Source organism: Methanoregula sp. (assembly GCF_049510175.1).
Lineage (GTDB): Archaea > Halobacteriota > Methanomicrobia > Methanomicrobiales > Methanospirillaceae > Methanoregula.
On the sequence record NZ_JBEKZF010000010.1, the window covers coordinates 41,234 to 64,124 of the forward strand.

Below are 22,891 nucleotides of genomic sequence, written 5' to 3' on the forward strand. Positions count from 1 at the left end.
GTAACCGAATATACGGCATACATGACCGGGGGTGTGACGCGGTGCGAAATCCTTGCAGGAACATTCTTCTGCAGGAACTCCTACCAGCAGGCAGGGATGCAGCCCGGTGCCTCCGCATTCGACGTGCGGCGGGCGATGCCAACGACCGTCCGTGCAGGCACCTTTTTTATCGTATGTTTCAGTCCTTCCATTTCCGGAATGTGGAACGGCCGATCTGATAAACCATTCACGATCCCTCTTTTTGTCAGGTGCATATCAGCACCTTTTTTTCATCCCCCCGCATACGAGCTATGACATGTGCCCGCACTCCCTGATCCCGTACAAGCCGAAAAATCCGAAGACCAGGCTCTCCGCTATTCTCTCGCAGGAAGAGCGCGAGAAGTTCGCTTTTGCCATGCTTGAGGATGTGGTCAGCGCAGCGAAAGATGCAATGTGCTCACCGGTCATTGTCGGGACCGAACTCTTCGACTCCGATCTGGTCCAGGTCACGATAACGGATGCGGACCTGAACCAGTCCCTCAACGAGATCCTGCCCACGACCGAGCAGAACATCCTCATCATCATGGCGGACCTCCCTCTTGCAGATGAGGCGTCGATCCGTCGGGTTACTTCAACGACAAAGGACATGGCGATCGTACCCGGGCGGGGTGGCGGGACGAACGTAATCTACATCAAGGATCCGAAGAGATTCCACGTTGACTATTACGGCACGAGTTTTTTGAAGCATAGGGCGATTGCTCAGGAAGCCGGACTCTCGGTAGAGGTGATCGACTCGTTCCGTCTCCACACGGACATCGATGAGGATGACGACCTCGTGGAACTGCTGATCCACGGGACCGGGAAGAGCAGGGCATATCTCGAGGAACTCGGTTTCCACCTTGAGACCGAGACCGGCCGGGTCCGCGTTGCCCGGAAACGATAGGATTATCATTTTGTTTGTTGGAATGGCATCATATGACCGGCCCTTCCTGCCCGTCGCTGATCGAACTCCTCCGTGCACCTGACCCGGGCCTCAACCGGATCATCACTATGTTTATCTCCTGTTTCAACGCGGCATACGGTAATCCTGCAAAGAATCGCTGGGATGTTACCAAAGAGGAATGGCAGCGGTACGAGTCTCTCGGCGACCGCGTCCTGAACCTGGTTGTCGCCCGGTCGCTCTTCACCCAGCGGTACGCAGTACACTCAGAAGGCGAGATGACCCGGATCCTGGGCGCGGTTGTGTCGAACCGTGCATTGGACGCTCTCGTAAAACAGTGCGGGGAAAAGATATTCACCCTCCTTATTCCCGAGGTGATCGGCGAACAGAAGGCGTATGGCGAGCGGATCACCGGGGGGGCGTTCGAGGCGTTAATCGGGGCATTGTACTGCGAGCTGGGCCTTGATGACGTAGCATTTTTTATCAACGCGATCCTGAGGGAATCCCTCTCCCGGTACAGTCCCGATGAGAATGCGATCGGTATCCTGCAGGAGTATTTCCAGAAAAAAAGTAAAAAGACACCGATGTACCGGGAGAAAAAGCGCTCCGGGCCGGATCATGACCCCCGCTTTACCTATGAGGTCCTGTTTGGCGACAAGGTCCTTGGTGAGGGAAGCGGGAAGAGCATTCAGCAGGCACAGCAGGTGGCGGCACGCAAGGCACTTGAAACTCTGGGGAAGGAACCCTGACCGGCCTTCATAAAACCGTTTTGTATCAATGATGCTTACCGGATAACCCGGTATCCTGTACCGGAACGCTCTGTGTGGCAGTATCCGAACTGCCTTGACTCAGGTCCTTTGGATATATTCAACTGTTCGGTTCAATTAATTGCTGTTTTGGATAATATTTGGCCGACTGCCGTGATGTGAATATAATAGACACATCATGTAAAGTTTAGCAAACAATTTCGGGGAAAACCCCGGGTTGGGGAAACACCAGAGTCTGACGTCCCCATCACGGCGGTTTCGCTGCCGGTCAAATGAAAAATGGAACACGTGAAAATATGAAAATAACATACTTACTAACCAGCTGTATCCTGCTGGTGCTCCTGGCACTGGCAGTCGTCCCGGCAGTAAATGCTGCCGACATAGTTGAAAAGGTGGGAGGGGTGTCCTATCTTTACGTCACCTCAGTCACCATGGACCCTGAAGTATTCTATCCCTACGAGCAGGGTTCCGTAACCGTAACGCTGACCAACAACGGGAACTCGTCAATCGGTGTAACGAACCCGAATCTTCTCTCGGCATCTAACGATATCAGCATCGTGAAAGAGGACGAGTGGCACACCATGAGCTACATCGCCTCCGGCAACACGATCAGTTATACCTTCCTTGTGACTGTAAACGGGATGGATGGCAAGTACTTCGCGCTCTTCACTGCTGAAACGAAAGACGCGGAAAATCTCCACTACCCCATGACGTTTGAAGTGGATTCTGAGGACATGCACGCTGCCATCTCCAAGAAGCCGGAGACCTTTACCGTTGACAGCGAAGCAGCAGTCAACCTGAGCCTGATCAACCCGCGTGACGGGGTAATCAAGAGTATCTATATTACTACTGAGGATAATGGCTCGGATATCACCCCGACACAGACCTTTGTCAGTGAACTTCCGGCTAATTCTGTTACGGAAGTACCTTTCACCATCATTCCCCACAAAGCGACCAATATTACGTTCAACATAAGTTACCAGAACGGGGATGTCAGACGTGAGACCACAGTTGTCCTGCCGATCGTCCCCGGCAACGGCAAAAATGCAGCAGTACCAACGATCAATAACCTTGCCCTTACCTCGCAGGGAATGTCCTATGACCTGACCGGGGATATCACCAATACGGGGATTTCGGATGCAAATGGTGTGGTTGCCACGGTAGGCTTACCTGCCAAGGGAACGGGCACCTATCCGGAATATGCAGTCGGCAGCCTTGCCTCGGACGATTCGTCCAGTTTCGAGATCACCTTCACCAGCACGGATCTCAGGTCCGTCCCGCTTCTCATCACGTGGAAGGATGCCGAGGGAACTGACTATTCCTTCACCAAGACCCTGGATCTCTCATCATCGATGGGAGGTAACAGCAGTGCCTCCAGGACGACCACATCAGGCTCCAGCAGCAGTATGAGTGGCCCGGGCGGCACGGGAGGACCCGGCGGGGATATGAGCGGCGGACCCGGCGGGTCCTCATCCTCCAGCAGCGTCCTATCCAGCATCACGAGCGCGAAGGGGGGCTTCAGCTCGTTCTACCCGGTCATCGCAATGTTTGTCCTCATCATTGTCGGTGTCGTTGCGTATGTCAAGCGGAAATGGATCATGTCAAAGCTGAAGAAGCAGTGAAGGGTCGGATATGACCGATACTCCCCTTATCAGCCTGGTGGATGTCACCAAGACCTACCACCTCGAAAGCGGGGACTTCACGGCGCTCGATCATTTCTCGCTCGATATCATGGAAAATGATTTCATCGCGATCATGGGGCCGTCCGGTTCCGGGAAATCGACGATCATGAACCAGCTGGGCATCCTCGATGTTCCCACCACCGGGGAACTCTCTATTAGCGGCAGGAACGTGGTAACGATGAGCAATCTCGAGCGGACGCACCTCCGTCGCGATACCATAGGGTATATCTTCCAGAAGTTCTACCTGATCCCGCTCCTCTCGGCCTACGAGAACGTGGAGTACCCGCTCATCCTGAAGTACAAAAAACGCGATACGACCGGCAGGGCATCGGCCCTGCTGGAAGCAGTGGGGATTGACAAGGAGAAGAGCCATCACCGCCCCAACCAGCTCTCCGGGGGCCAGCAGCAGCGTGTGGCGATCGCCCGGGCCCTGGTGAACGACCCGAAGATCCTCCTCTGCGATGAGCCGACCGGCAACCTCGACCGCAAGACCGGGTTCCAGATCATGGAGATCCTCTGCGGCCTGCACAAGGAAGGAAAAACGGTCATTCTCGTTACCCACGACCCGAAAATTGCGGAATATGTACACCGTACGATACGCCTTGAAGACGGGAGGATTGCAGAATCATCATGAAGGACATATTCTTTGACCTCTCGGTCAGGAGCGTAAGGCTGAACTTCCTGCGCTCAATCCTGGCATCGATCGGTATCGTGATCGGTGTCGTGGCTATCTCTACCATGGGAATACTGGGGACCAACATGCAGCTCCAGGTCAAGGACGAGCTCGCGTCGAGCGCGAACACGATCGTTATTACTGCCGATGCAGTCCGGATGGGCCCGCCGGGTATGAGCACATCCTCCAGTACCTCTTCATCGGCATCGGGTATCACCAAGACCCAGCTGAACAAGATCAAAACGGCGGTGGGATCGAACGGTTCGGTAATCCCGCTCTACTCAACCAATACTCAGTTTACCTCGAGAAATGTCCCTGCACGGGGCATGATCTACGGGATGGACCCCGATGACGTGACAAAGTTCCTGAAGGTCGGGAACGGGACCAACATCGCGAGTATCAATGAAGCGCTCGTCGGGTATACCCTTGCCGAGTCTCTCGGTGTCGGTGTCGGGGACAAGATCACGATCAGCTCGGCCTCATCGGGCCCGCCCTCGAACTCATCCTCTTCGGCGTCCCGTGCGACTATCAAGATCGTGGGGATCATCGATCCGCGGGGTACCGTAGCGGACAGCGTGAGTACCGATAACGGGATCGTCGTCTCCAAGGACTGGTACACCGCCCAGTATGGCGGGAAAGACCACTATACCCAGGTGAACGTGATCGCCGATGATACCGATACGATTACGGCAATCGAGAAGGCGATCGATGCCAAGCTCAATACCGACGAAAAGACCCCGGTGGTCCGTATCAGTGACGCCAGTTCCCAGCTCGATACGATCTCGTCGACGCTCAGTACCCTGACCACGTTCGTTCTTGCGATCGGCGGTATCTCGCTTTTGGTCGCGGCCGTCAGCATCTTCAACGTGATGATGATGTCGGTCAACGAGCGGGTGCAGGAGATCGGTATCCTGCTCTCCATTGGTACGGAGACCGGGGAGGTGAGGAAGATGTTCGTGTACGAGGCTCTCATCCTCGGTATTCTTGGTGCCGGCATCGGAGGGGTGATGAGTCTTGTTATCGGGTACTCGGTGGTGGATGCGATGATGGGTACCACGGCATTCTTCTTCCTCCCGGCCAGTCTCATCTATATCCCCGAAGGGATGCTGGTTGGAATGGTGGTCTGCGTGATCTCCGGGCTCTATCCCGCATGGCGGGCATCGAACATGGACCCGATTGATGCGCTGAGGAACGACTAAACCGGAAGGCAGCATGAAAAACAGAGAATAACCTTTTTCCATACATTTATGGTATTACGTAATCCCGGCATTGAATGCAGTGCATTTTTTTGGATCGATCCACTTCCGTAACAGGATCGTGCCTACAGTTTCCATGCAGTTGTTGACCGCATATTGTTGACCGCCTGGTATAATGAATGCGGATCCCGGGTCTATATTTCACCCCCCGCATACACAGAATATAAAACCCGCCGCGGATACCGTGATGCAGGATGATTACCCGGCAGGGCAGTCATCAGAACGTGGAGGTGGTCAAAAGAACAAAAAACGATATGATTCGCTAATACCATGTCAGCCAGGTTGTTGCACCCCTGGCCCCAAAGGACTGTGGAAGGCGGGGCAGGCAACGGCGATGGCTGACACCCTGTGGGCAGCCGGGCCCGAAAGCCAGATCAGAGGGCCCGTATCAAGGTCTCTTGTGAGACCATGCCAGAGGATGCACAAGGTTCAGGAGAAGTACAAAAACCCGAGAAGGACAGGAAAAAAATTGTCAGCGAACAGGAACTTCACAGAGGATACGCAGCACATATAACCCCTCGCATCAACCGGTTCCTGCGCTAGAATACCCACTCAATCCCCGGGAACGGGAAGGGCGGTGCCCACAGCACCCGCCCGTTCACCGGAACATATCACGGCGGGACATGAGGATACCCTCATTCCCGGCCGTACCCTCGTTTTGCTCACTTCTGCAGAACCTACTTTTTTAACAAAGGCAGTTATCCGGCCCGGCTGGCCCCGGCATCGTCTCCGCTCATGTGAATGTGGGGCAATCTGCCCGTAAATAATGTACACTCCCGGGTTCAATTAATGCAATTCCCGGGTCATTATTTTACTTCACGTATGCGTTGAATATAAAAGCACCCATCGCCATCCTCATGACGGATGATCGTCCCCGTGGAGATCATTGGAAAAGAAGGAGTCTAAAGACAGGTACCGGGGTAATACCCGTGTCGAGTCCATGTCCGGATCATCAGGAATGATGTCTGTCCGGACCGAGAAGGAGACCTATCCCATGAAAAGAAGCATTATGATCATGTTGATCGCATCAGTGTTCCTCGTAGCAGGAATTTTTGTCGCTGGCTGCACGTCAGATTCCGGAAGTTCTTCCGCACAATCTGCTACCTCCAGCCCGGCATCATCGACGCAGTCCCAGGCCGCTTCAACGCAGGCAGCTGCAGGGTCATCTGACCAGTCCGCTGCACCATCCGGTACACCCCCGGCTGGTATGCAGGTGAATAATGGTACCCAGCCGTCCGGCACACCACCGGCAGGTATGGAAATGAACGGCACCCGGCCCTCCGGTACACCCCCGGGTGGTATGGAGATGAACGGTACGGCACCATCAGGCACACCGCCATCCGGTGAAAAGCCATCGGGTACACCGCCCTCGGGCACACCCCCGGCTGCCAGTTCGTAGGCCGGCGGTCGTAATGGCAACGTGCATCTGGCAATAAACCCGATCTTTTTTTTGAAATAATGCATTGCAAACTATTAAAATATTAAAAATATATTTGCAGGAAAAAATATAATCTTGAGCCTTGACTGACCTTAAATGTTCAAAGCCATATGATGATTTTTTTCTATTTTTTATAATATAATGCTAATTGCTGCTCACTCCCATAAACCCTCAAAAATCTCAAATAACAACCTATTTATTCTGAATTTTAAAAAAATGGATGTATTCATGGTTAAATCAAAAACCGGGAAAAATAAGGAACGAACCCCAAAAACGTCTTCTCCTTTGCAGAGTACCGGTGATAGCAGGATAACTCAGGTTGATCTCCTGAAAGGTTTTGCAATCATTTCAGTAATACTCATACATACATTTTCCAGTAACCTTCTCACCGTCAGCGGTGCTCCGTACCATATCTGGCAGGCGGTTCCGGTTTTCCTTTTACTTGCTGCATTTACCGGGGCATTGTCATATCGTCGGCTCAATAAAAGATCCCTGCTGCACTGCTACGATATGGCAGTTTTATACAAACGGTTCAGACGGATTCTCCTGCCTTTTGTCGTCATCTGGATCATCCAGGTTATTGTGATCCTCTATTTCTGGCCGGCAAGCCTTCCCCTGTATTCCCAGGACTCTTTGCTGGTTTATTCCGGTATTTTCGGGATCATCGCATTTTTTTTCACCTGGGCTTCCGGGCCGGGGAATTACTTTATCCCACTAATTTTAACGCAGATCTTGATTCTCCCGTTTTTTTATTGGCTGGCTGTCCGTTTCTCTCCTGATAAAATGCTGGTATTCGCATTCATTACGGACGTGGTTCTCCAGTATGTCCTGTTCATGGTCAATATGTCGGCTGTTGTATCCGCTCATTCGTATCTTTATTACCTGTTCCTGACAGCACTGGGTATCTGGCTGGCACTTCAGCAGCGCAAGCCGCTGGCCCTTGTAATCATCGCAGGATTGCTGAGCTTTGCCTATATCACGGCTGTCTATTATTTTAAATTCCAGATCTGGTTTATCAATCCTTCAAGCGGATTTTTCAATGAATTTGCGTATTTCTGGACATTAGTGCTCGTCCTGTGCGGACTGCGGTATTTACCATCATCATCACTGACAAAGCCTTTTGAATCCATCGCGAATCTCGGTAAAGCCTCCTGGCATATCTTCCTGGTCCAGATGACAGTTATTGCTTTTTTTAATTACGCGATGCTAACATTCTTACGCAGTATCGTAATAAGATTCGGGCTGCCCGAGACGCTTTTATTCCAGCTGATCCTCCAGATGATAAATACGCTGCTGACACTGGTTATTTGTCTGGCCCTTGGATATGGGTTTTATCTGAATGAAGAATACGTGAAAAACCGTGTACATCGTCTCCTCACACCCTTCGAAAAATGAATTATTTTCAGTTTATTGAAACTCTTACATTCTGGAGAGAGATTAAAATTAAAAGTGGCTTGTCGGTGTCGCCGCAACACTCATGGGACTCTTTTACGGGAGAGTTGCCTGGAGGTTCCACCGGTACACGATCCTCACCCTGACCCGTCTCTGCTTTGGCAGCGGTCAGGAGCATGCTCGCCAACCCGGCACTCCTCTTCTTCAACTCATTTGATGCAGCCGGTTTCATCACGGTCGACAAACCGCCCATCGGTCTCTGGGTACAGGCAGCGAGCGCAACTTTGTTCGGGTTCTCGGGCTTTCACTTCACGACGAGGACCTTGCAGGGTGCCAATCGTACGACCTGTTCTGCAACACTGCCGAGGAGCAGCCGTTCAAAGCCGCGTTTCCCCTGTGTTCCGATAACGATCAGATCGATCCCATTCTCTGCAGCGAACCTCACGATCTCGGCAGCCGGTTTTCCCTCGAGGGTTACCGTTTCCAGGTTTACCCCTCCTGCCCTGGCGCGGACACGGGCAAGCGAAGCCTCCGCCTCCCGCTGGATTACGACCCAGGTATCGCGTATCACTACGTCCGCGGACGCGGATTCGAATGCACTGAGATCTATTACATAGGCCGCAAATACGGCAGATCCGCATACGCGGCCGATCTGCAGGGCTTCTTCCACAGCAGCCCTGTTCCGATCCGATCCGTCTGTTGCTATCAGGATCTTCTCAAATAACCGGTTGGTCATGTATGTTACCTCATGTTTTCCAGCATTGCGATCATTTTACCCTCTCTCCGGATAACTCTTGCGGATTGGCGCTGTTGCCCCCATCACGGCCGGTCCCGTCAATCTTTTCCACATGCCGTTCTTCCCGTATCGCACAGAGCAGTGCAGCGATAAAGGAGAGGCCTGCTCCGATGTAGAACGAGAGGGAAAGCGAGGGCATGAACGCCTGCGCAAGCATCGTCGGGAACCAGACCACCCCGGTGAGGGTGAGAAGGGTCGCAGGCGCGACCGTGGCAAGCAGGGCCGGGGAGAGACCGGTGAGGATCATCTGGACCGGGTTGTAGCCAAGGAATGCCGCGAACATTGCGCCGGTTGGAGGTATTGTGCTCATTGCGGGGATCAGCTGCGTCGCATTAGCCGCCGAGAGCGCCGCCGAGAACGTCGGGGGGAACGCGCTCGTAAGTCCGACGACCACGATCGAAAAGAACATCCCCATGGAAAGGACAAACCCGGAGTTCATCAGGGTCGACATCGTGCCGGAGGCGACACCGCGCTCTTCAGCAGGCACCGAGTTCATGATTGCCGCAGCGTTGGGCGAGGAAAACATCCCGTTTCCCATACCCATAATCAGGAGGGCCAGTGCGAAGGGCAGGTAATCGAAGTTGTAGGGCAGTATGGCGAGGACTAAAAACGAGATCCCGACGAGCACCATGCCAAACGTGCTGATCCACCGGGTGCCATGTTTATCGGACATAATACCGGAGAGCGGACCCATCACCACAAACCCGATGGTGAGCGGCAGCATGTAGATGCCGGCCCAGAAGGGTGTCGATTCGAAACTGTAACCGTGCAGGGGCAGCCAGACCCCTTGGAGCAGGATGATCAGCATGATCATAACGCCGCCCCGGGCAAGTGCGGAAAGGAATCTTGCCGCGTTCCCGAATGCGAAGTTGTGGATCTTAAAGAGATCCATACGGAACATTGGATCGTCGACCCGGGTCTCGATAAAGGGGAATGCGGCAAGGAACAGGATGCCACACAAGAGCGCGGCAATGACCCACGGGTTCCCCCAGCCCATGGATGCGCTGCCGTACGGGACCAGGGCGTACGTGATGCCAACGAGAAAGAGGGTCAGACCACCGGAAAAGGAGAGATTCCCCCATATATCGATCTTCCGGGCCCGTTTCTGGTAAGACGGCTCTTTGAGTTTCAGAAACGCCCAGATTGTCCCGATAACCCCGAACGGCACGCTGATCAAAAAGACATACCGCCAGTGGAAGACCGCAAGGATCCCGCCGATAATGAGGCCGACAAACTGGCCTGAGAGCGCCGCCACCTGATTGAGGCCGAGCGCTTTTCCCCGCTCGTCAGGAGGGAATGCATCAGTGAGGATCGCAGCGCTGTTGGAGAAGATGAACGCCGCGCCGACTGCCTGAAAGAGCCGGAAGACGATGAGCTCGATGGCACCGGCGTCACCGGTATCCGGGGTCAGGAAGAGGAGGATGGAACCGGCCGTGAAGATGGCAAACCCGATGTTGTAGAGCCGTACCCGCCCGTACATATCCGAGAGCCTGCCGAAACTTAGGAGCAGGGTGGCGGTGACGATCCCGTATCCCATCAGGATCCAGAGCAGGTACTGGAACGATGTGAGCGGGTCGATATTGATGCCGTTGAAGATGGCGGGGAGAGAGATTAAGATAATGCTCCCGTTAACCGTAGACATGAACGTGGCGATCGTCGTGTTCGAGAGGGCCACCCACTTGTAATGGATGCCTTTGCCGGATGGCGTGTTTTCCGGGGCGCTGTCGCCCGGCTGTGTGGTGGTATCCAAGGTTTTCACCAGGTTTTTTCAGAGAGAGGACACTGCCAGTGTGGTGGTGTCCGTGGTCTCATGTGGTTTGGCGAGTACTCCCATGTACCGGGGATACGGTACGGTACCGCACTTATTATCCTTATGGAGAATAACAGGGGCATTTTTGGCAAAAAAGGTTTTGGAGCGGGCGGATCTACCACTGCGACCGGTTCTTTGCGAAGGTCCCCATGAAGAGACATTCGGTGGCATCGATCGTCTCGACTCCGATATGGTCGTCGATGGGGAGGCCGATGCCGCGGATGATCGCCGCGGGCGTGCACTCGTCAGCCTCGCCCATTACCAGCTCTGCGGCAGAGGCGATGTTGTCAGCAACCGCCCTTTTTGTGACTTCGAGCGTGCGCCCGAAAAGATCGCTTCTGCCGCGGTCATCGATGACCGAGGGAATACCGGCCGATCCAATCGCAACGCCGCTGCACCCGAGGCGCATCGCGTGGGTGCGGCTGTCGGCAATGATCACCCCAATCCGCACACCGGCCTGCGATTCAATCGCCGTCTTGATCGAAAGGGCGCTCTGGTCCGGATCTGCCGGCAGGGGAGTGACGCAGCCGGGTGGGGCATTCGACGCATCCACCCCGGCATTCGGCAGGAGCGTGCCGCCTTTCATGCAGAGCAGGAACCCCGGGATGCCGCCGACAATGGAATCGCTCTCCCGCAGGACGACTTCCACGGTGCGGGGATCCATGCGGTATTTTTCCGCAAGCTCCTGTGCCTGCGGGGAGGGTTCAACCCCGGACAGGTGGATGACATTTCCCTCTGACGTCGCAACCGCAGTCTCGGCGAGGACAAGGACATCTCCCTCCTCAAAACCACCACACGCCTTTTCCGCCGCCGCGAGGACCCGGTCCGCGATCGGATCGCCGCTGTGGATGATCCCGGTCGAGAGCCCGAACACCCCGAAGGAGGAGTTCACGGCGCTTTCACCATCCGGTTGTACACCCGGATCGCGTCCACCGTCTCCTTCACGTCATGGGTGCGGACGATCGATGCACCCTTCTGGAGGAGGAACAGGGTCACCGCGAGGCTTCCCGCGAGCCGTTCCTCCGGCTCCCGGTTCACGAGGTTGCCGATGAAACTCTTGCGGGAAACCGCGGCAAGGAGCGGGCGTTCAAACCGGGCAAATGCATCGAAGTGCCGGCAGAGTTCCCAGTTGTCATCGTACGAGCGGAAGGGGGTCCAGATCCCGATGCCCGGGTCGAGCACGTAGTTGTCGATACCCACCGCTTCGCATCGCCCGATGACGGCCGCGATTGTCTTCTCCGTGGCTGCAACGCCGACGGCATCACCCGGGGTATAGTCCGTTGCCATGACGAACGCGGCCAGCCCGGCATCGGCAACGCGCCGGGCATAGGCCGTCGATGCGAACCCGGCAATGTCGTTCACGGCATGGATCCCGTGTTTCAGGCAGGCATCCAGCACCCACGGGTTCATCGTGTCGACAGAGATGGTAAACCCGGTCCCGTCCAGTTCCTTCAGGGCGGCATCGATCCGGCTTGCCTACTCGGTACCGCTGATCGCCTGCGCATTGGGCGCCGTACTCCGTGCACCCACGTCAAGGATATCCGCACCCGCCTCCACCATCCCGACCGCTTTATCATGGATCTCGGTTGTCGGGATGAACGAGTCGTGGTAGAAGGATTCCGGGCTGCAGTTGATCACGCCCATCACGCGGGGTGGTGCCGTACCGCCGATGGTGAGTTTGTTTATAACACACGTTCGCATGCTCTCTCCTTTGTCGCGCGGAAGGTGTTCTCCATCAGCGTGGCGATCGTCATCGGGCCAACGCCCCCGGGCACCGGGGTGATGGCAGAAGCGATCTCCTTGACGGCCTCAAAGTCCACGTCCCCGACCAGTTTCCCGTCCAGCTGGTTGATGCCGACATCGACGACAACCGCGCCGGGCTTCACCATCTCCGCCGTGATGAAGTGTGGCTTGCCGATCGCGGAGACGAGGATGTCCGCCCGCTTCAGTTCTTCGGCAAGGTCTTTTGTCCTGCTGTGGCAGATCGTGACCGTAGCATCGGCGTTCAGGAGCAGGGCGGCCATGGGCCGGCCTACATCGATGCTGCGCCCGGCAACGACGGCCCGGGCACCGGCTATGGGTATCTTATATTCTGCCAGGAGCGTCATGATCCCCGTCGGTGTGCAAGAGGAGAACCGGGGCCTTCCCAAAAAGAGGTGCCCCATGTTCTCAGGGTGGTACCCGTCCACATCCTTCTCCGGGCTAATCGCACCGATCACCCGCTCCGCGTCGACCTGTGCCGGCAGCGGGAGCTGGACGAGGATCCCGTCGATCTCCGCGTCGCGGTTCAGCATTCGCACCGTGTCGACTACCGTGCGGGTGGTCGCGTCGGCAGGCATCTCGATCCCCACCGACCCGATCCCGACCTGCTCGCAGGCACGGTGCTTCATCCGGACGTACATCTGCGATGCGGGATCGCTGCCGACAATGATCGTTGCAAGGTGGGGGTAGAGCCCGGACTCCCCGATCTCCTCCTTGAGAATCTCAAGGCGTTTTTCTGACGTCTTTTTCCCGTCGAGGATCGTGCTCATGGCAGTACCTTTTAAAACGATTATTCCGGGTAAAGCGGGAAGCGGCTGGCCATTGCCTCAACCCTGGCATGGACATCCTTAATGGCCGCTTCGTTGTGGATATCCTTGATCACGCCTGCGATCCAGTTCCCGATCAGGCGCATCTCGGTATCCTTCATGCCCCGTGAGGTGACGGCAGGAGTGCCGATGCGGAGGCCGCTGGTCACGAACGGGCTCTTGGTCTCGTTCGGGATCGTGTTCTTGTTGACTGTAATGCCGGCTTTGCCGAGCGCCGTCTCTGCTTCAAGGCCGGTGATACCCTGTTCCGTGAGGTCGAGGAGCATCAGGTGGTTGTCGGTACCGCCCGAGACGAGCCGGAGGCCGTTTGCCATCAGGGTCTCGGCAAGGACTTGTGCGTTCCTGATGATCTGTTTGTTGTATTCCTTGAACGAGGGCCTGAGTGCCTCCTGGAAACAGACCGCCTTGGCGGTGATCGTATGCATCAGGGGCCCACCCTGCATACCGGGGAAGACCGCCTTGTCGATCGCCTGTGCGTACTCGTTGTTGCACATGATCGCGCCGCCGCGGGGACCGCGGAGGGTCTTGTGGGTGGTGGTGGTCGTGAAATTGGTCACGCCGACCGAGGTCGGGTGGAGGCCGGTGGCAACGAGACCGGCGATGTGCGCGATATCTGCCATGCAGTATGCCCCGACACCGTCAGCAATCGACTGGAAAGCCTTGAAGTCGATGGTCCTGGGATAGGCCGAGGCACCGCAGACGATGATCTGCGGCTTCTCCTTCTTTGCCATCTCTTCGACCACGCCATAGTCGAGGGTTTCGGTTTTGGGGTCAACGCCGTATTGTGCTATCTGGTAAAATTTTCCGGTGAAACTGACCGGTGAGCCGTGGGACAGGTGGCCACCCTGGTTGAGCTTCATGCTCAGTATCTTCTCGCCCAGTTTCATGTAGGCAAAATAAACCGCCATATTTGCCTGGGTACCCGAGTGGGGCTGGACGTTGGCATGCTCTGCGCCGAAGAGCTTTTTCAGCCGGTCGCGGGCGAGGTTTTCCGCCATATCGTGGAACTCGCAGCCTCCGTAATATCGCTTGCCCGGGTATCCCTCGGCATATTTATTGGTCATGATGGACCCCATCGCTTCGAGCACCGCCCGTGACACGACATTTTCCGACGCGATCAGCTCAAGGCCGTTGGTCTGGCGGAGTCGTTCCTTTTCGATGATATCTGCAATTTCTGGATCCGTTCTGGACAGATATGACATATGGAGAAAGGTTCGCTCTAAAGAGGTAATACTCTTTCTTTTCCGAGTGGTCGTCAGACCACGAGGAGGAGAAGAATCCGAAGGATTCTTCGACTGGCTCAACAGAACCACGATGACGAGAAGGGGGGTGGAGAGAGCTCGTGGTTCTGATGAACCACACCCCCTCAGGTTCTAATGAACCTTCGGGACAGCGAAGAATCCTGATGGATTCTTCTCGTCATCAAAGCCCTGATGGGCTTTTCTGATCACAAACCTTTTTTCCTAATCAGGCGATCATTACTATTATTATTAATAAGGAGCGTGCCGCACCATTACAGTAAGTGTTTTGAGTATGCGCAGTCCGATGCAAAGATCAAATTCCTTGAGCACGAACTCGATCAACAGGAGAAGCTGATTACCATGATGGAAAGTTCAGGAGCCAGCGAGGACCGCATTGCAGCCCTCGAGAAGAAGGTACGGGATATGGAGGCGCTTGTCAAGGGTCTGACCCAGGAGCTGCTCGATCTCAAGTCCATTGCGATGAAGATGTCCAAGCAGACCGAAGAGCGCAGCAGGCAGGAGCTGAAGCGGGGACCGATCGTGCAGAGTACACAACCGGTGTCACCTGCAGCCCCCTCCACCAGCGGAAGCACGGTCATCCGGCCCAAAGGCCGGTCCGATGCGCCGGCAGCGCCAGCGGAACCGGTGATGGACATGATCATGCAGCAGGATGGCACCATGAAACTCGAACCCCGCCGGGGAGACAAGGACTATATCGTCGCATCTGCCGGCTACGGCAAGAACAAGAAAGGAATTTCCAGACCCAAGCAGGGCGAGCTCATCTACGCTGCTGAGGAAACCAAGACCGATCCTGCAAAGAAGTAAGGAGCCGGATCTTTGCATATCACAGAGCTGGAGATCGACAATTTCAAGTCTTTTTCAAAAAAGACAAAAATTCCCTTTTTGGAGGGTTTCACGGTTATATCCGGACCGAACGGCTCCGGCAAGAGTAACATCATCGATTCCATCCTTTTCGTCCTCGCCCTTTCCAGTTCCCGCAATCTCCGGGCCGAGAAACTCACGGACTTAATCAACCTGAACTCCGGCAGGAACACCGCCGAGGTATCGCTCGAGTTTTCCGACGGCACGAGGATCCGGAGACGGATCAAGCGGACCGGGAACGGGTACTACAGTTACAATTACCTCAACGAGCGGCTCTGCAAGCAGAGCGATATTGTCGACCATCTCGCAAAATTCGGTATTATACCTCACGGGTATAACGTTGTGATGCAGGGCGATATCACCCGCATCATGGAGATGAGCGATTTCGAGCGCCGGAAGATTATCGATGAGATTGCAGGGGTATCGGAGTTCGATACCAAGAAACAGCAGTCGCTCGCGGAGCTCGAGATCGTCCGGGAGCGGATCGAGCGTGAGGAGCTCCTCCTGATCGAACTGACCAGGCGGGCAAACGAACTCAAGCGCGAACGGACGCACGCGCTCGAGTACCAGAAATGGCAGAACGAGCTCACGTTCTACCAGAACTGCCGCTCTGCAGCCCAGCTCCACGAGCGGGAGAAAGAGTTCTCGACCCTCCAGCAGTCGACCGAGGAGCACAGGATCCAGCTCACCCGCATTGCGTCCGACCGGGGGATCGAGGAGAACGAGCTCGCCTACCTGAAGGCGGACTTAAAGGAAATCGACGATCTGATCAACAAGAAGAGCGGGGCCGATTACCTCAAACTGATCGCGGAACTTGAGGAGGCCAAGAGCGGGATCAAGCTCTCTGAGCAGACGATCGTCCGCATGCGGAAGGAGAAGGAGACGAACCTTGAAGCGATCAACCGCGTCTACATGGATACGAAACGTGCCGAGGCCCGGGTCACGGAATGCACTGACCAGATCCGCACCCTGACTATCGACCGCACGAACATCGCCATGGAAGTTGCCACCGCAAAGGCGCAGCTCGAGAAGTTTGAGACCGAGATCAAACAGCACAGCGAGGATACGGAAGGTGCCCGCGACCGGCTGTTTGCGCTCCTGAAAGAGACCGAGGAGAAGAAAGGGCAGCGCTCGGAGATCCTCCACCGGCAGGACATGCTGATCGAGAAGAGCCGGATGCGCACCACGGAGCTCGAACGCCTCACCGGTCTCCTCCGGCAGCTGGACGAAGAGTACACTGCGAAACAGACGCAGCTCTCCGACAGCGAGAAGAGCGTGGAGGACCTTCTTTCGGAGAAGAAGGGGCTGGACCGCAACCTCTCGGAACTGGAGAGCACACTCTTTGCCCAGCGCTCGTCCCTCGAACGCCTCCGCTCGGAGATCCGCGACAGCGAGCAGGACGCGATCCGGCTCGAGGCGGCCCAGCAGGCACGGGGCGAGTCCGGCGGCAGGGCGATCGAGGCGGTTGCGGCGATCGAGGGCGTGCACGGCACGATTGCCGAACTGGGGAAGGCCCCGGCCGAGTATTCGACGGCCCTGAACATCGCGGCGGGCAACAAGCTCCAGTTCGTGGTCTGCGATGACGACCAGATCGCCGCGGACGCGATCCGGTACCTCAAGGAGGAGCGGCTCGGGCGGGTCACGTTCCTCCCGCTGAACAAGCTCAAACCCCCGGCCCTGCACCCGCTCAAGGAGCCCGGGGTCATCGACTACGCGGTGAACCTGCTGGAATATGATCCCAGGTATGACCGCGCCTTTTCCGTTGTCCTCGGGGGGACGGTCGTGGTCGATACCCTCGAACGGGCCCGGAAGATGATCGGGAAGTACCGCATGGTCACGCTCGAAGGCGAGCTGATCGAGAAGAGCGGGGCGATGACCGGCGGTTCGGCGAAGAAGCAGGGCGGCCCCCGCGGGTTCGGCGCAGCGGTCGATGACGAGATCCTCCGCATACGCTCGCACCTTGGTGAACTCCAGGGAGAGGCGGCAACGCTCGAAGCGGGCACAAAACGGCTCACGGAAGAAGTGGATGCGAAGAGGACGGCGAGGAACGAGATCGACCAGAAAGTCGCACGGTTCGGTATGTTCACCGAGGAGTTCTCGCGCCGGTTCGAGGCGATCACGGTCGAGAAGCAGACCATCGAGGCTGCCGTTCTTCGCCAGCAGGACGAGACCAGGAACGGGGCTGCCGAGCTCTCAGCTCTTGAGGCGGAACTGGATGAGACTACCGATGCCGTCAACGGGCTGAACAGCCAGATCGACGAGATCAAGAAACGCCTCGACAATACCAACATCCCCGCGCTCACCGAGCAGATGGAGAAGAAGAAGAGGGAGATCGAGGAATCCGAGCGCCGCCTCCGCAACAAGGATGCGGATATCAACGATGCCCAGCGGGAGCGCCAGCACTTCACCGCCCGGCTCGGCGAACTGGCCGAAGAGCGGAACCGGCAGGACGAGCGCAACCGGCAGATCGATGCGGATATTGTCGTCTCCAACGAGCAGATCACGGCTCACAAGACCCAGATTGCCGCACTTGAGGAACGGCAGAAGGAGTTCTCCGGTGAACTGGACGAGCTGCGGACGAAACGGGGCGACGTATCCCAAGGCATACAAAACTCCGAACTGAACCTGATGAAGTTCGATGCCGAAAAGGAGCGGATCACGATCCAGATGGGGGCGATCGAAGATCGCGCCCGGACCCTCGGGATCGAGATCGAGATGCTCAAACAGCAGATCGGCGAGATGGATACAAACCTGACGCTCTCGGAGATCGAGGGGAAGATTGCCGAAGCGGACGGGGCGATACGGAAGATCGGGGCCGTGAACATGCTCGCGATCGAGGAGTACGACAAGGTCCAGCGTCAGGTGACGGAACGGACGGAGCGGAAAGAGACGCTCTCGACCGAACGGGAGACCCTGATCGAACGGATCGAGAAGTTCGAGCAGATGAAGTACGAGGCCTTCACGACCGCGTTCAAGGCGATCGACACCAACTTCCGGGAGATCTTTGCACGGCTCACAAGCGGCAGCGGGCACCTCGTGCTCGAGAACGAGGAGGACCCGTTTGCCGGAGGTATGACCTTTGCCGTGCAGCCCCGGGACAAGAAGGTGCACCTGCTCAATTCCCTGTCCGGCGGGGAGAAGTCGCTCACCACGCTCGCGTTCATCTTCTCGATCCAGCGCTACATTCCCGCACCCTTCTATGCTCTGGACGAAGTGGACATGTCCCTCGACGGCTCGAACGTGGAACGGATCGCTTCCATGGTCACGGAACTTTCGCCCAGCTCCCAGTTCGTCATCGTCTCCCTCAGGAAGCCGATGATCGAGGCAGCCCAGCGGATCATGGGGGTTACGCTGCGGTCCGATAAGAGCACCCTTGTAACCGGGGTAAAATCGAATGGATGACCAGCCTGATGAGGGGCGGATAAAAAACTCTGACCCCCCCCCACCGGAAAGTTCACGACACGGAACGCCCGGGCCGGGCGACCATACGTCACCCCTGCCCGGTGAAGCGGCCGGGCCTCAACCGGTGACCCAGGAGATTGTTGAAGACCCGGTCGAGATCCTTGTCGGCCTTGCGGAACGCGGGGAGATCGATCCTTGGAACATCAATATCATCGAGGTCACCGACCGTTTCCTCTCCGAGCTGGAGAGGCGGCGGGAACTGAATCTCCAGCTCTCGGGGAGGACGCTCTTCTTTGCTGCAACCCTCATCCGGATGAAGTCCGAACAGCTCGTCGTCATAGAGGCACCCGATGACGAAGGGGACGGCGACGGTGACCTGTTCGGGGACGGGCTCGGGGGTGGCGGGGAGGATATCGATTACAGTGGCAGGCTCGGCCCCATCGAACAGCTGGAGCACGAGATCCAGCGCCGGCTCGACCGGAAGAACATGAGGAAGAGCCCGATCACCCTCTTCGAGCTGATCACCGAGCTCAAGAACATCGAGAAGGAGGATCGGCGGCGCCGGCGGATGGCCGCCGATATCCCCGAATCGCTCCTGATCGATGCGGACGACGTCGTCAGCATCGCCCACGAGGAAGGGTTCCAGGAGTCGTCGATGACCCGGCTCGCGGAGTACCTCGAAGGGCTGGAGATCGACGAGGAGATGACCCTCGCGGAGTTGTGCCAGCAGATGGAGTGGGGGATCCCTGAGGTCTATATCCCTCTCCTGTTCCTCGCACTGGACGGGCGGTGCACCCTGCGGCAGGAGGAATTTTTCGGGGATATTTTCGTGCAGATCTGCCGGGCGGCTGAGGAGGGAGAATCACCCACCGGATCTGCTGCTGAATAAATCCGGAACGGCTTTTCCGATACTACCTATTATGCGAGTGCCGGCACAGTGTCCGTCCACTTTTCGACCCGCTTCCGGATCGCGTCGTCACTATAGGAAAACAACGTCACCCGGTTCCGGGCGAAACTGATGAAATAGAATCCCAGTTCCGGATCATGGCACTTCAGCGTGACCGAGAAGAGGTCGGCAGCCGGGAGGTGCTTTACCTTCCCGCGGTGGGAGGCGATGTTGGCCATGTTGGAGATGACCGCGGCGATGCCGGTCTCGTAGCCTTCGACGGAATCGTATACCTCAGATGTTCTGCCGATCCGTTTGCCTATAGCATCCAGGTAGATGAATTTCGCCGTGTACATCTCCCGTACCTTCTCTACGGGAGGGTGGTGCTTCTTCACACTCAGGTATGATGTGCAGCCAAGCGGGTTTTTCAGGACAAGCGTCTGGATGACCGCATCGAACGCAGTCACGTCCGGAAACGGTTTTTTCAGCCGGTGGACTGCACTCTTTGTCCCGGGCCTCTGGTGAAACAGTTTCATTCAATATCTCCCTTAGTATCAGCCGCAGTATCGGTCGAGGCGTTTTCTCTCCAGCGATGTCCCATGCCCCGGTTCGCAGTACTGGGATTGGGATTGGTGTCTCGGGTCCCGATCAAGAAGAATGAGGTCGTCCGATAAATCCTTGGTGGTCGGTTTCACGAGAAGATGAGGGGGTCATGAGGGGCATTTTAATAACCGCGACCTACTGTCCCGCAGTTGTTCTCTCATTCCGATATTGCCAGGTTCTCCATCGTTGAAAGCGTAGCTTCCCCGGTTATCGCGAAGTCTCTCTGCCCATGCAACCGGGATGCCCGGATTTCGTGTTGACCCATGCGACCCCCTTCCCCTCCCTTAGATTCCGGCCCGGTTTTTACGTGAAATATGATGGAGTTTTAGGAAGATGAATTCGCAGAGTGATGTAGATCCGGATGGCTATATGGGTGGGAGGGGGTCACGTGGGTACACTTTGCTATAAGGCCGATCCCCTGAGAGCAGTAAGACAGGTCCGACTGATCCAAGCCCGGCCCGGTAAGGTGTGCACGATTGCGGCAATACATACCCTTTTAACATACGATGTTCAGTTCCCCGGAAGATTTCACGGAGCTCTTTCTCAGACATGAAATTGCAGAAATTTACGTGTGAGATGTGGGATGGCATTGCTATGTCATCAGGTTTGAAAAACTGGCTGCCCCATGTCGTAATAGTGTTTTCATATATATTCCTTTATTCCAATTCTGTCAAATATTTTTTTTAATACAAAATTATTATATACTTGATTGAGATAATATCTCGCTTGGTGACCGGTGGATATGGACGTAATTGTAGCATTAGCTTCTGTGGTACTGGGGATATTACTGGGCGCACTTGGTCAGAGTGCCCGTGTCATTGTTGGAATCAAAAAACAATTTGATCTGGCTTCCCAATCGGGGGTCAATTCATCATTCGACGACTGGTTCAATATCAGACTACTCGTTCTCAGTCTGATCATCGGTGGTATTGCCGGGGGGCTGGCATCCCTGATGATGCTGGGAAAAGATGTCAATCTTGAACTGTTACTGGGACTGGTTGCGGCGGGATACGCCGGGACAGACTTTATTGAAGGATTCATGAAAACAAAAACACCGCAAATTACAGATCTCAGTGAAAAAACAAGGGACACAATCGTGCAGCAGATCCATGAAAATGACAGCCAGGTAACTGCAACAACCACTGACCAGAATCTCAAAGAGAATGAGATAAAACAGGCATTGTACAGTCTTGGAAAAATTTCCAACCAGGACCGGGCCGATTTGGCGAGGATGGATGACGAAGCTAATCAGATACAGAAACGCAGGGCGCAGCGCGATGCCATGCGAAGAGAATGGATAATTAAAGGTATTTCCGTCCCTGCTTCCGAGGCCTATAAACTCTACTTGATCGATGGGTATACCGATGATCATGATATACAACGGGCTAACCAGCTCAATCAGGAAAGGGCGGATATTATCAAGAAGTATCCAAACATCTGAGCGTAATCCGGGTCCAGATTTATCACACAGGAAGAGGACATTCAAGCAGATCTTGATTACTGGGATTTTAAGAAGTTACTACGGAAGACCTTCCGGCATCTGGTGTTAGCCAGGGATCTCTCTGGGGCATCATCCATGGCTCGAAATCCCCCGCACGATTGCGGCAACATTCTCCCCAAAAGGTACCCGATCGCGCGAGTCCGACGGAACCATGATCAACCCTCTCCCGCGCTCTACGCTGTTTTCCTGCACAGGATCCGGGTCCTGCAGGGATCCGCTGTTGTCCCCCGGATCCGGTCCGGAAAAACCGAAACTGCCAGAACAGCATGAAAAGCCGGTTCAGAAACCAAAATGGCGGTATCTGCCCGGCAAATAATTCCCCGTCAATAAAACCCATTGAAAAAGGTGCATTTTCCGGGGAGTAACCCTTAAATGCCCCGCTCTCCAATAATGATAACCACAAATTCTGGTGACGAACCGACGAAAACTGCCTGCGGGCGGGGGTCGGTCCTGAAGAAAACGAAACGGGTGTCGGGGAGACGCCCGTGAGTTTGAGAAAATGACTCCGGTCATTTTCGAAGAAGGGTGCTGGTAACAAGGTATAAATAATCCTGTGCCCTACACTATAGGCCTGTGTTTGATTCGACAAACACGACGAATATCAAGCTAATTCTCTTTGATGGAGATCCAACGATAACCGGCATGACCGGTGTTGGTTCTGACGTTGATACTGGCAATGCGGAAATTTGTTTAGTAACCGCTAATTCCTTAGAACAGTTCAGATAGTGTGCGTATATTTGTAGAATTCTGGTTGATCCTGCCAGAGGCCACTGCTATCGGAGTTCGATTAAGCCATGCGAGTCGAGAGGTGTAAGACCTCGGCATACTGCTCAGTAACACGTGGACAATCTACCCTATGGAGGGGGATAACCCCGGGAAACTGGGGATAATACCCCATAGACTATGGATGCTGGAATGCTTTGTAGTCGAAAGGTCCGCCGCCATAGGATGGGTCTGCGGCCGATTAGGTTGTTGTTGGGGTAACGGCCCAACAAGCCTGTAATCGGTACGGGTTGTGGGAGCAAGAGCCCGGAGATGGATTCTGAGACACGAAT

General features: G+C 55.6%; 18 protein-coding genes, 1 rRNA gene and 1 pseudogene. 11 read left to right on the forward strand and 9 right to left on the reverse strand.

What is annotated here, in order from left to right; genetic code table 11:
* Window positions 1-295: 295 nt before the first annotated feature.
* The 5 genes from cofC (at window position 296) to ABSG49_RS11320 (ending at window position 5,240) form a co-directional block, all read left to right on the forward strand.
* Complete coding sequence (gene cofC, locus ABSG49_RS11300) at window positions 296-922, forward strand: 2-phospho-L-lactate guanylyltransferase (RefSeq protein WP_424026234.1); 627 nt, start codon at window positions 296-298, stop codon at window positions 920-922.
* A gap of 32 nt (window positions 923-954) precedes the next feature.
* Window positions 955-1,668, forward strand: coding sequence for a ribonuclease III family protein (locus ABSG49_RS11305; RefSeq protein WP_424026235.1), 714 nt, complete (start codon window positions 955-957; stop codon window positions 1,666-1,668).
* Window positions 1,669-1,982: 314 nt separating this feature from the next.
* On the forward strand, window positions 1,983-3,308 hold the full coding sequence (locus ABSG49_RS11310; RefSeq protein WP_424026236.1) for a COG1361 family protein: 1,326 nt from the start codon (window positions 1,983-1,985) through the stop codon (window positions 3,306-3,308).
* A 10-nt stretch (window positions 3,309-3,318) separates the two neighbouring features.
* Entirely contained in the window at window positions 3,319-4,002 is a 684-nt protein-coding gene (locus ABSG49_RS11315; RefSeq protein ID WP_424026237.1) for an ABC transporter ATP-binding protein, read from the forward strand.
* Window positions 3,999-5,240 carry an ABC transporter permease gene (locus tag ABSG49_RS11320; RefSeq protein ID WP_424026238.1) on the forward strand — a complete coding sequence of 414 codons (1,242 nt, stop codon included), beginning with the start codon at window positions 3,999-4,001 and terminating at the stop codon, window positions 5,238-5,240. Before ABSG49_RS11315 ends, ABSG49_RS11320 begins: the two co-directional genes overlap by 4 nt.
* A 1,044-nt stretch (window positions 5,241-6,284) precedes the next feature.
* On the opposite strand, the gene ABSG49_RS11325 is transcribed toward ABSG49_RS11320, so the two are convergent.
* Window positions 6,285-6,761 (reverse strand): hypothetical protein, encoded by a 477-nt coding sequence (locus tag ABSG49_RS11325; protein WP_424026239.1) that lies wholly within the window; start codon window positions 6,759-6,761, stop codon window positions 6,285-6,287.
* Window positions 6,762-6,963: 202 nt separating this feature from the next.
* Here ABSG49_RS11325 and ABSG49_RS11330 point away from each other — a divergent pair, with 202 nt between their 5' ends.
* A complete protein-coding gene (locus ABSG49_RS11330; protein ID WP_424026240.1) occupies window positions 6,964-8,130 on the forward strand; it encodes an acyltransferase family protein in 1,167 nt (388 codons plus the stop codon).
* Window positions 8,131-8,137: 7 nt separating this feature from the next.
* Here ABSG49_RS11330 and ABSG49_RS11335 read toward each other — a convergent pair whose 3' ends face one another.
* The 7 genes and pseudogenes from ABSG49_RS11335 to glyA form a co-directional block, all read right to left on the reverse strand.
* Entirely contained in the window at window positions 8,138-8,359 is a 222-nt protein-coding gene (locus ABSG49_RS11335; RefSeq protein WP_424026241.1) for a hypothetical protein, read from the reverse strand.
* Window positions 8,360-8,431: 72 nt separating this feature from the next.
* A complete protein-coding gene (locus ABSG49_RS11340) occupies window positions 8,432-8,863 on the reverse strand; it encodes a universal stress protein (RefSeq protein ID WP_424026242.1) in 432 nt (143 codons plus the stop codon).
* Between the two features lie 31 nt (window positions 8,864-8,894).
* A complete protein-coding gene (locus ABSG49_RS11345) occupies window positions 8,895-10,673 on the reverse strand; it encodes an MFS transporter (protein ID WP_424026243.1) in 1,779 nt (592 codons plus the stop codon).
* A 175-nt stretch (window positions 10,674-10,848) separates the two neighbouring features.
* Entirely contained in the window at window positions 10,849-11,625 is a 777-nt protein-coding gene (cofE, locus tag ABSG49_RS11350) for a coenzyme F420-0:L-glutamate ligase (RefSeq protein WP_424026244.1), read from the reverse strand.
* Window positions 11,622-12,434, reverse strand: a pseudogene (gene folP, locus ABSG49_RS11355) (dihydropteroate synthase). The gene cofE and the pseudogene folP overlap by 4 nt, the downstream one beginning before the upstream one ends.
* Window positions 12,416-13,264, reverse strand: a complete 849-nt coding sequence (gene folD, locus ABSG49_RS11360) for a bifunctional methylenetetrahydrofolate dehydrogenase/methenyltetrahydrofolate cyclohydrolase FolD (protein ID WP_424026245.1) — start codon at window positions 13,262-13,264, stop codon at window positions 12,416-12,418. The pseudogene folP and the gene folD overlap by 19 nt, the downstream one beginning before the upstream one ends.
* A 20-nt stretch (window positions 13,265-13,284) precedes the next feature.
* On the reverse strand, window positions 13,285-14,523 hold the full coding sequence (glyA, locus tag ABSG49_RS11365; RefSeq protein ID WP_424026246.1) for a serine hydroxymethyltransferase: 1,239 nt from the start codon (window positions 14,521-14,523) through the stop codon (window positions 13,285-13,287).
* Window positions 14,524-14,823: 300 nt separating this feature from the next.
* On the opposite strand from glyA, the gene ABSG49_RS11370 reads away from it, so the two are divergent.
* The 3 genes from ABSG49_RS11370 to ABSG49_RS11380 are packed head-to-tail and all read left to right on the forward strand — an operon-like array spanning window position 14,824 to window position 19,735.
* Window positions 14,824-15,387, forward strand: coding sequence for a hypothetical protein (locus ABSG49_RS11370; RefSeq protein WP_424026247.1), 564 nt, complete (start codon window positions 14,824-14,826; stop codon window positions 15,385-15,387).
* A 12-nt stretch (window positions 15,388-15,399) separates the two neighbouring features.
* The gene (smc, locus tag ABSG49_RS11375) at window positions 15,400-18,846 is read left to right on the forward strand and encodes a chromosome segregation protein SMC (RefSeq protein WP_424026248.1); all 3,447 of its coding nucleotides are present in this window, start codon (window positions 15,400-15,402) and stop codon (window positions 18,844-18,846) included.
* Window positions 18,839-19,735 (forward strand): segregation/condensation protein A, encoded by an 897-nt coding sequence (locus ABSG49_RS11380; protein ID WP_424026249.1) that lies wholly within the window; start codon window positions 18,839-18,841, stop codon window positions 19,733-19,735. Before smc ends, ABSG49_RS11380 begins: the two co-directional genes overlap by 8 nt.
* Window positions 19,736-19,764: 29 nt before the next feature.
* Here the strand turns inward: ABSG49_RS11380 and ABSG49_RS11385 are convergent, their stop codons facing one another.
* Window positions 19,765-20,268: a hypothetical protein gene (locus ABSG49_RS11385; RefSeq protein WP_424026250.1), complete on the reverse strand. Its 504-nt coding sequence runs from the start codon at window positions 20,266-20,268 to the stop codon at window positions 19,765-19,767.
* Between the two features lie 809 nt (window positions 20,269-21,077).
* On the opposite strand from ABSG49_RS11385, the gene ABSG49_RS11390 reads away from it, so the two are divergent.
* Complete coding sequence (locus tag ABSG49_RS11390; protein WP_424026251.1) at window positions 21,078-21,776, forward strand: hypothetical protein; 699 nt, start codon at window positions 21,078-21,080, stop codon at window positions 21,774-21,776.
* An 804-nt stretch (window positions 21,777-22,580) separates the two neighbouring features.
* A 16S ribosomal RNA gene (locus ABSG49_RS11395) occupies window positions 22,581-22,891 on the forward strand; the annotation flags it as partial.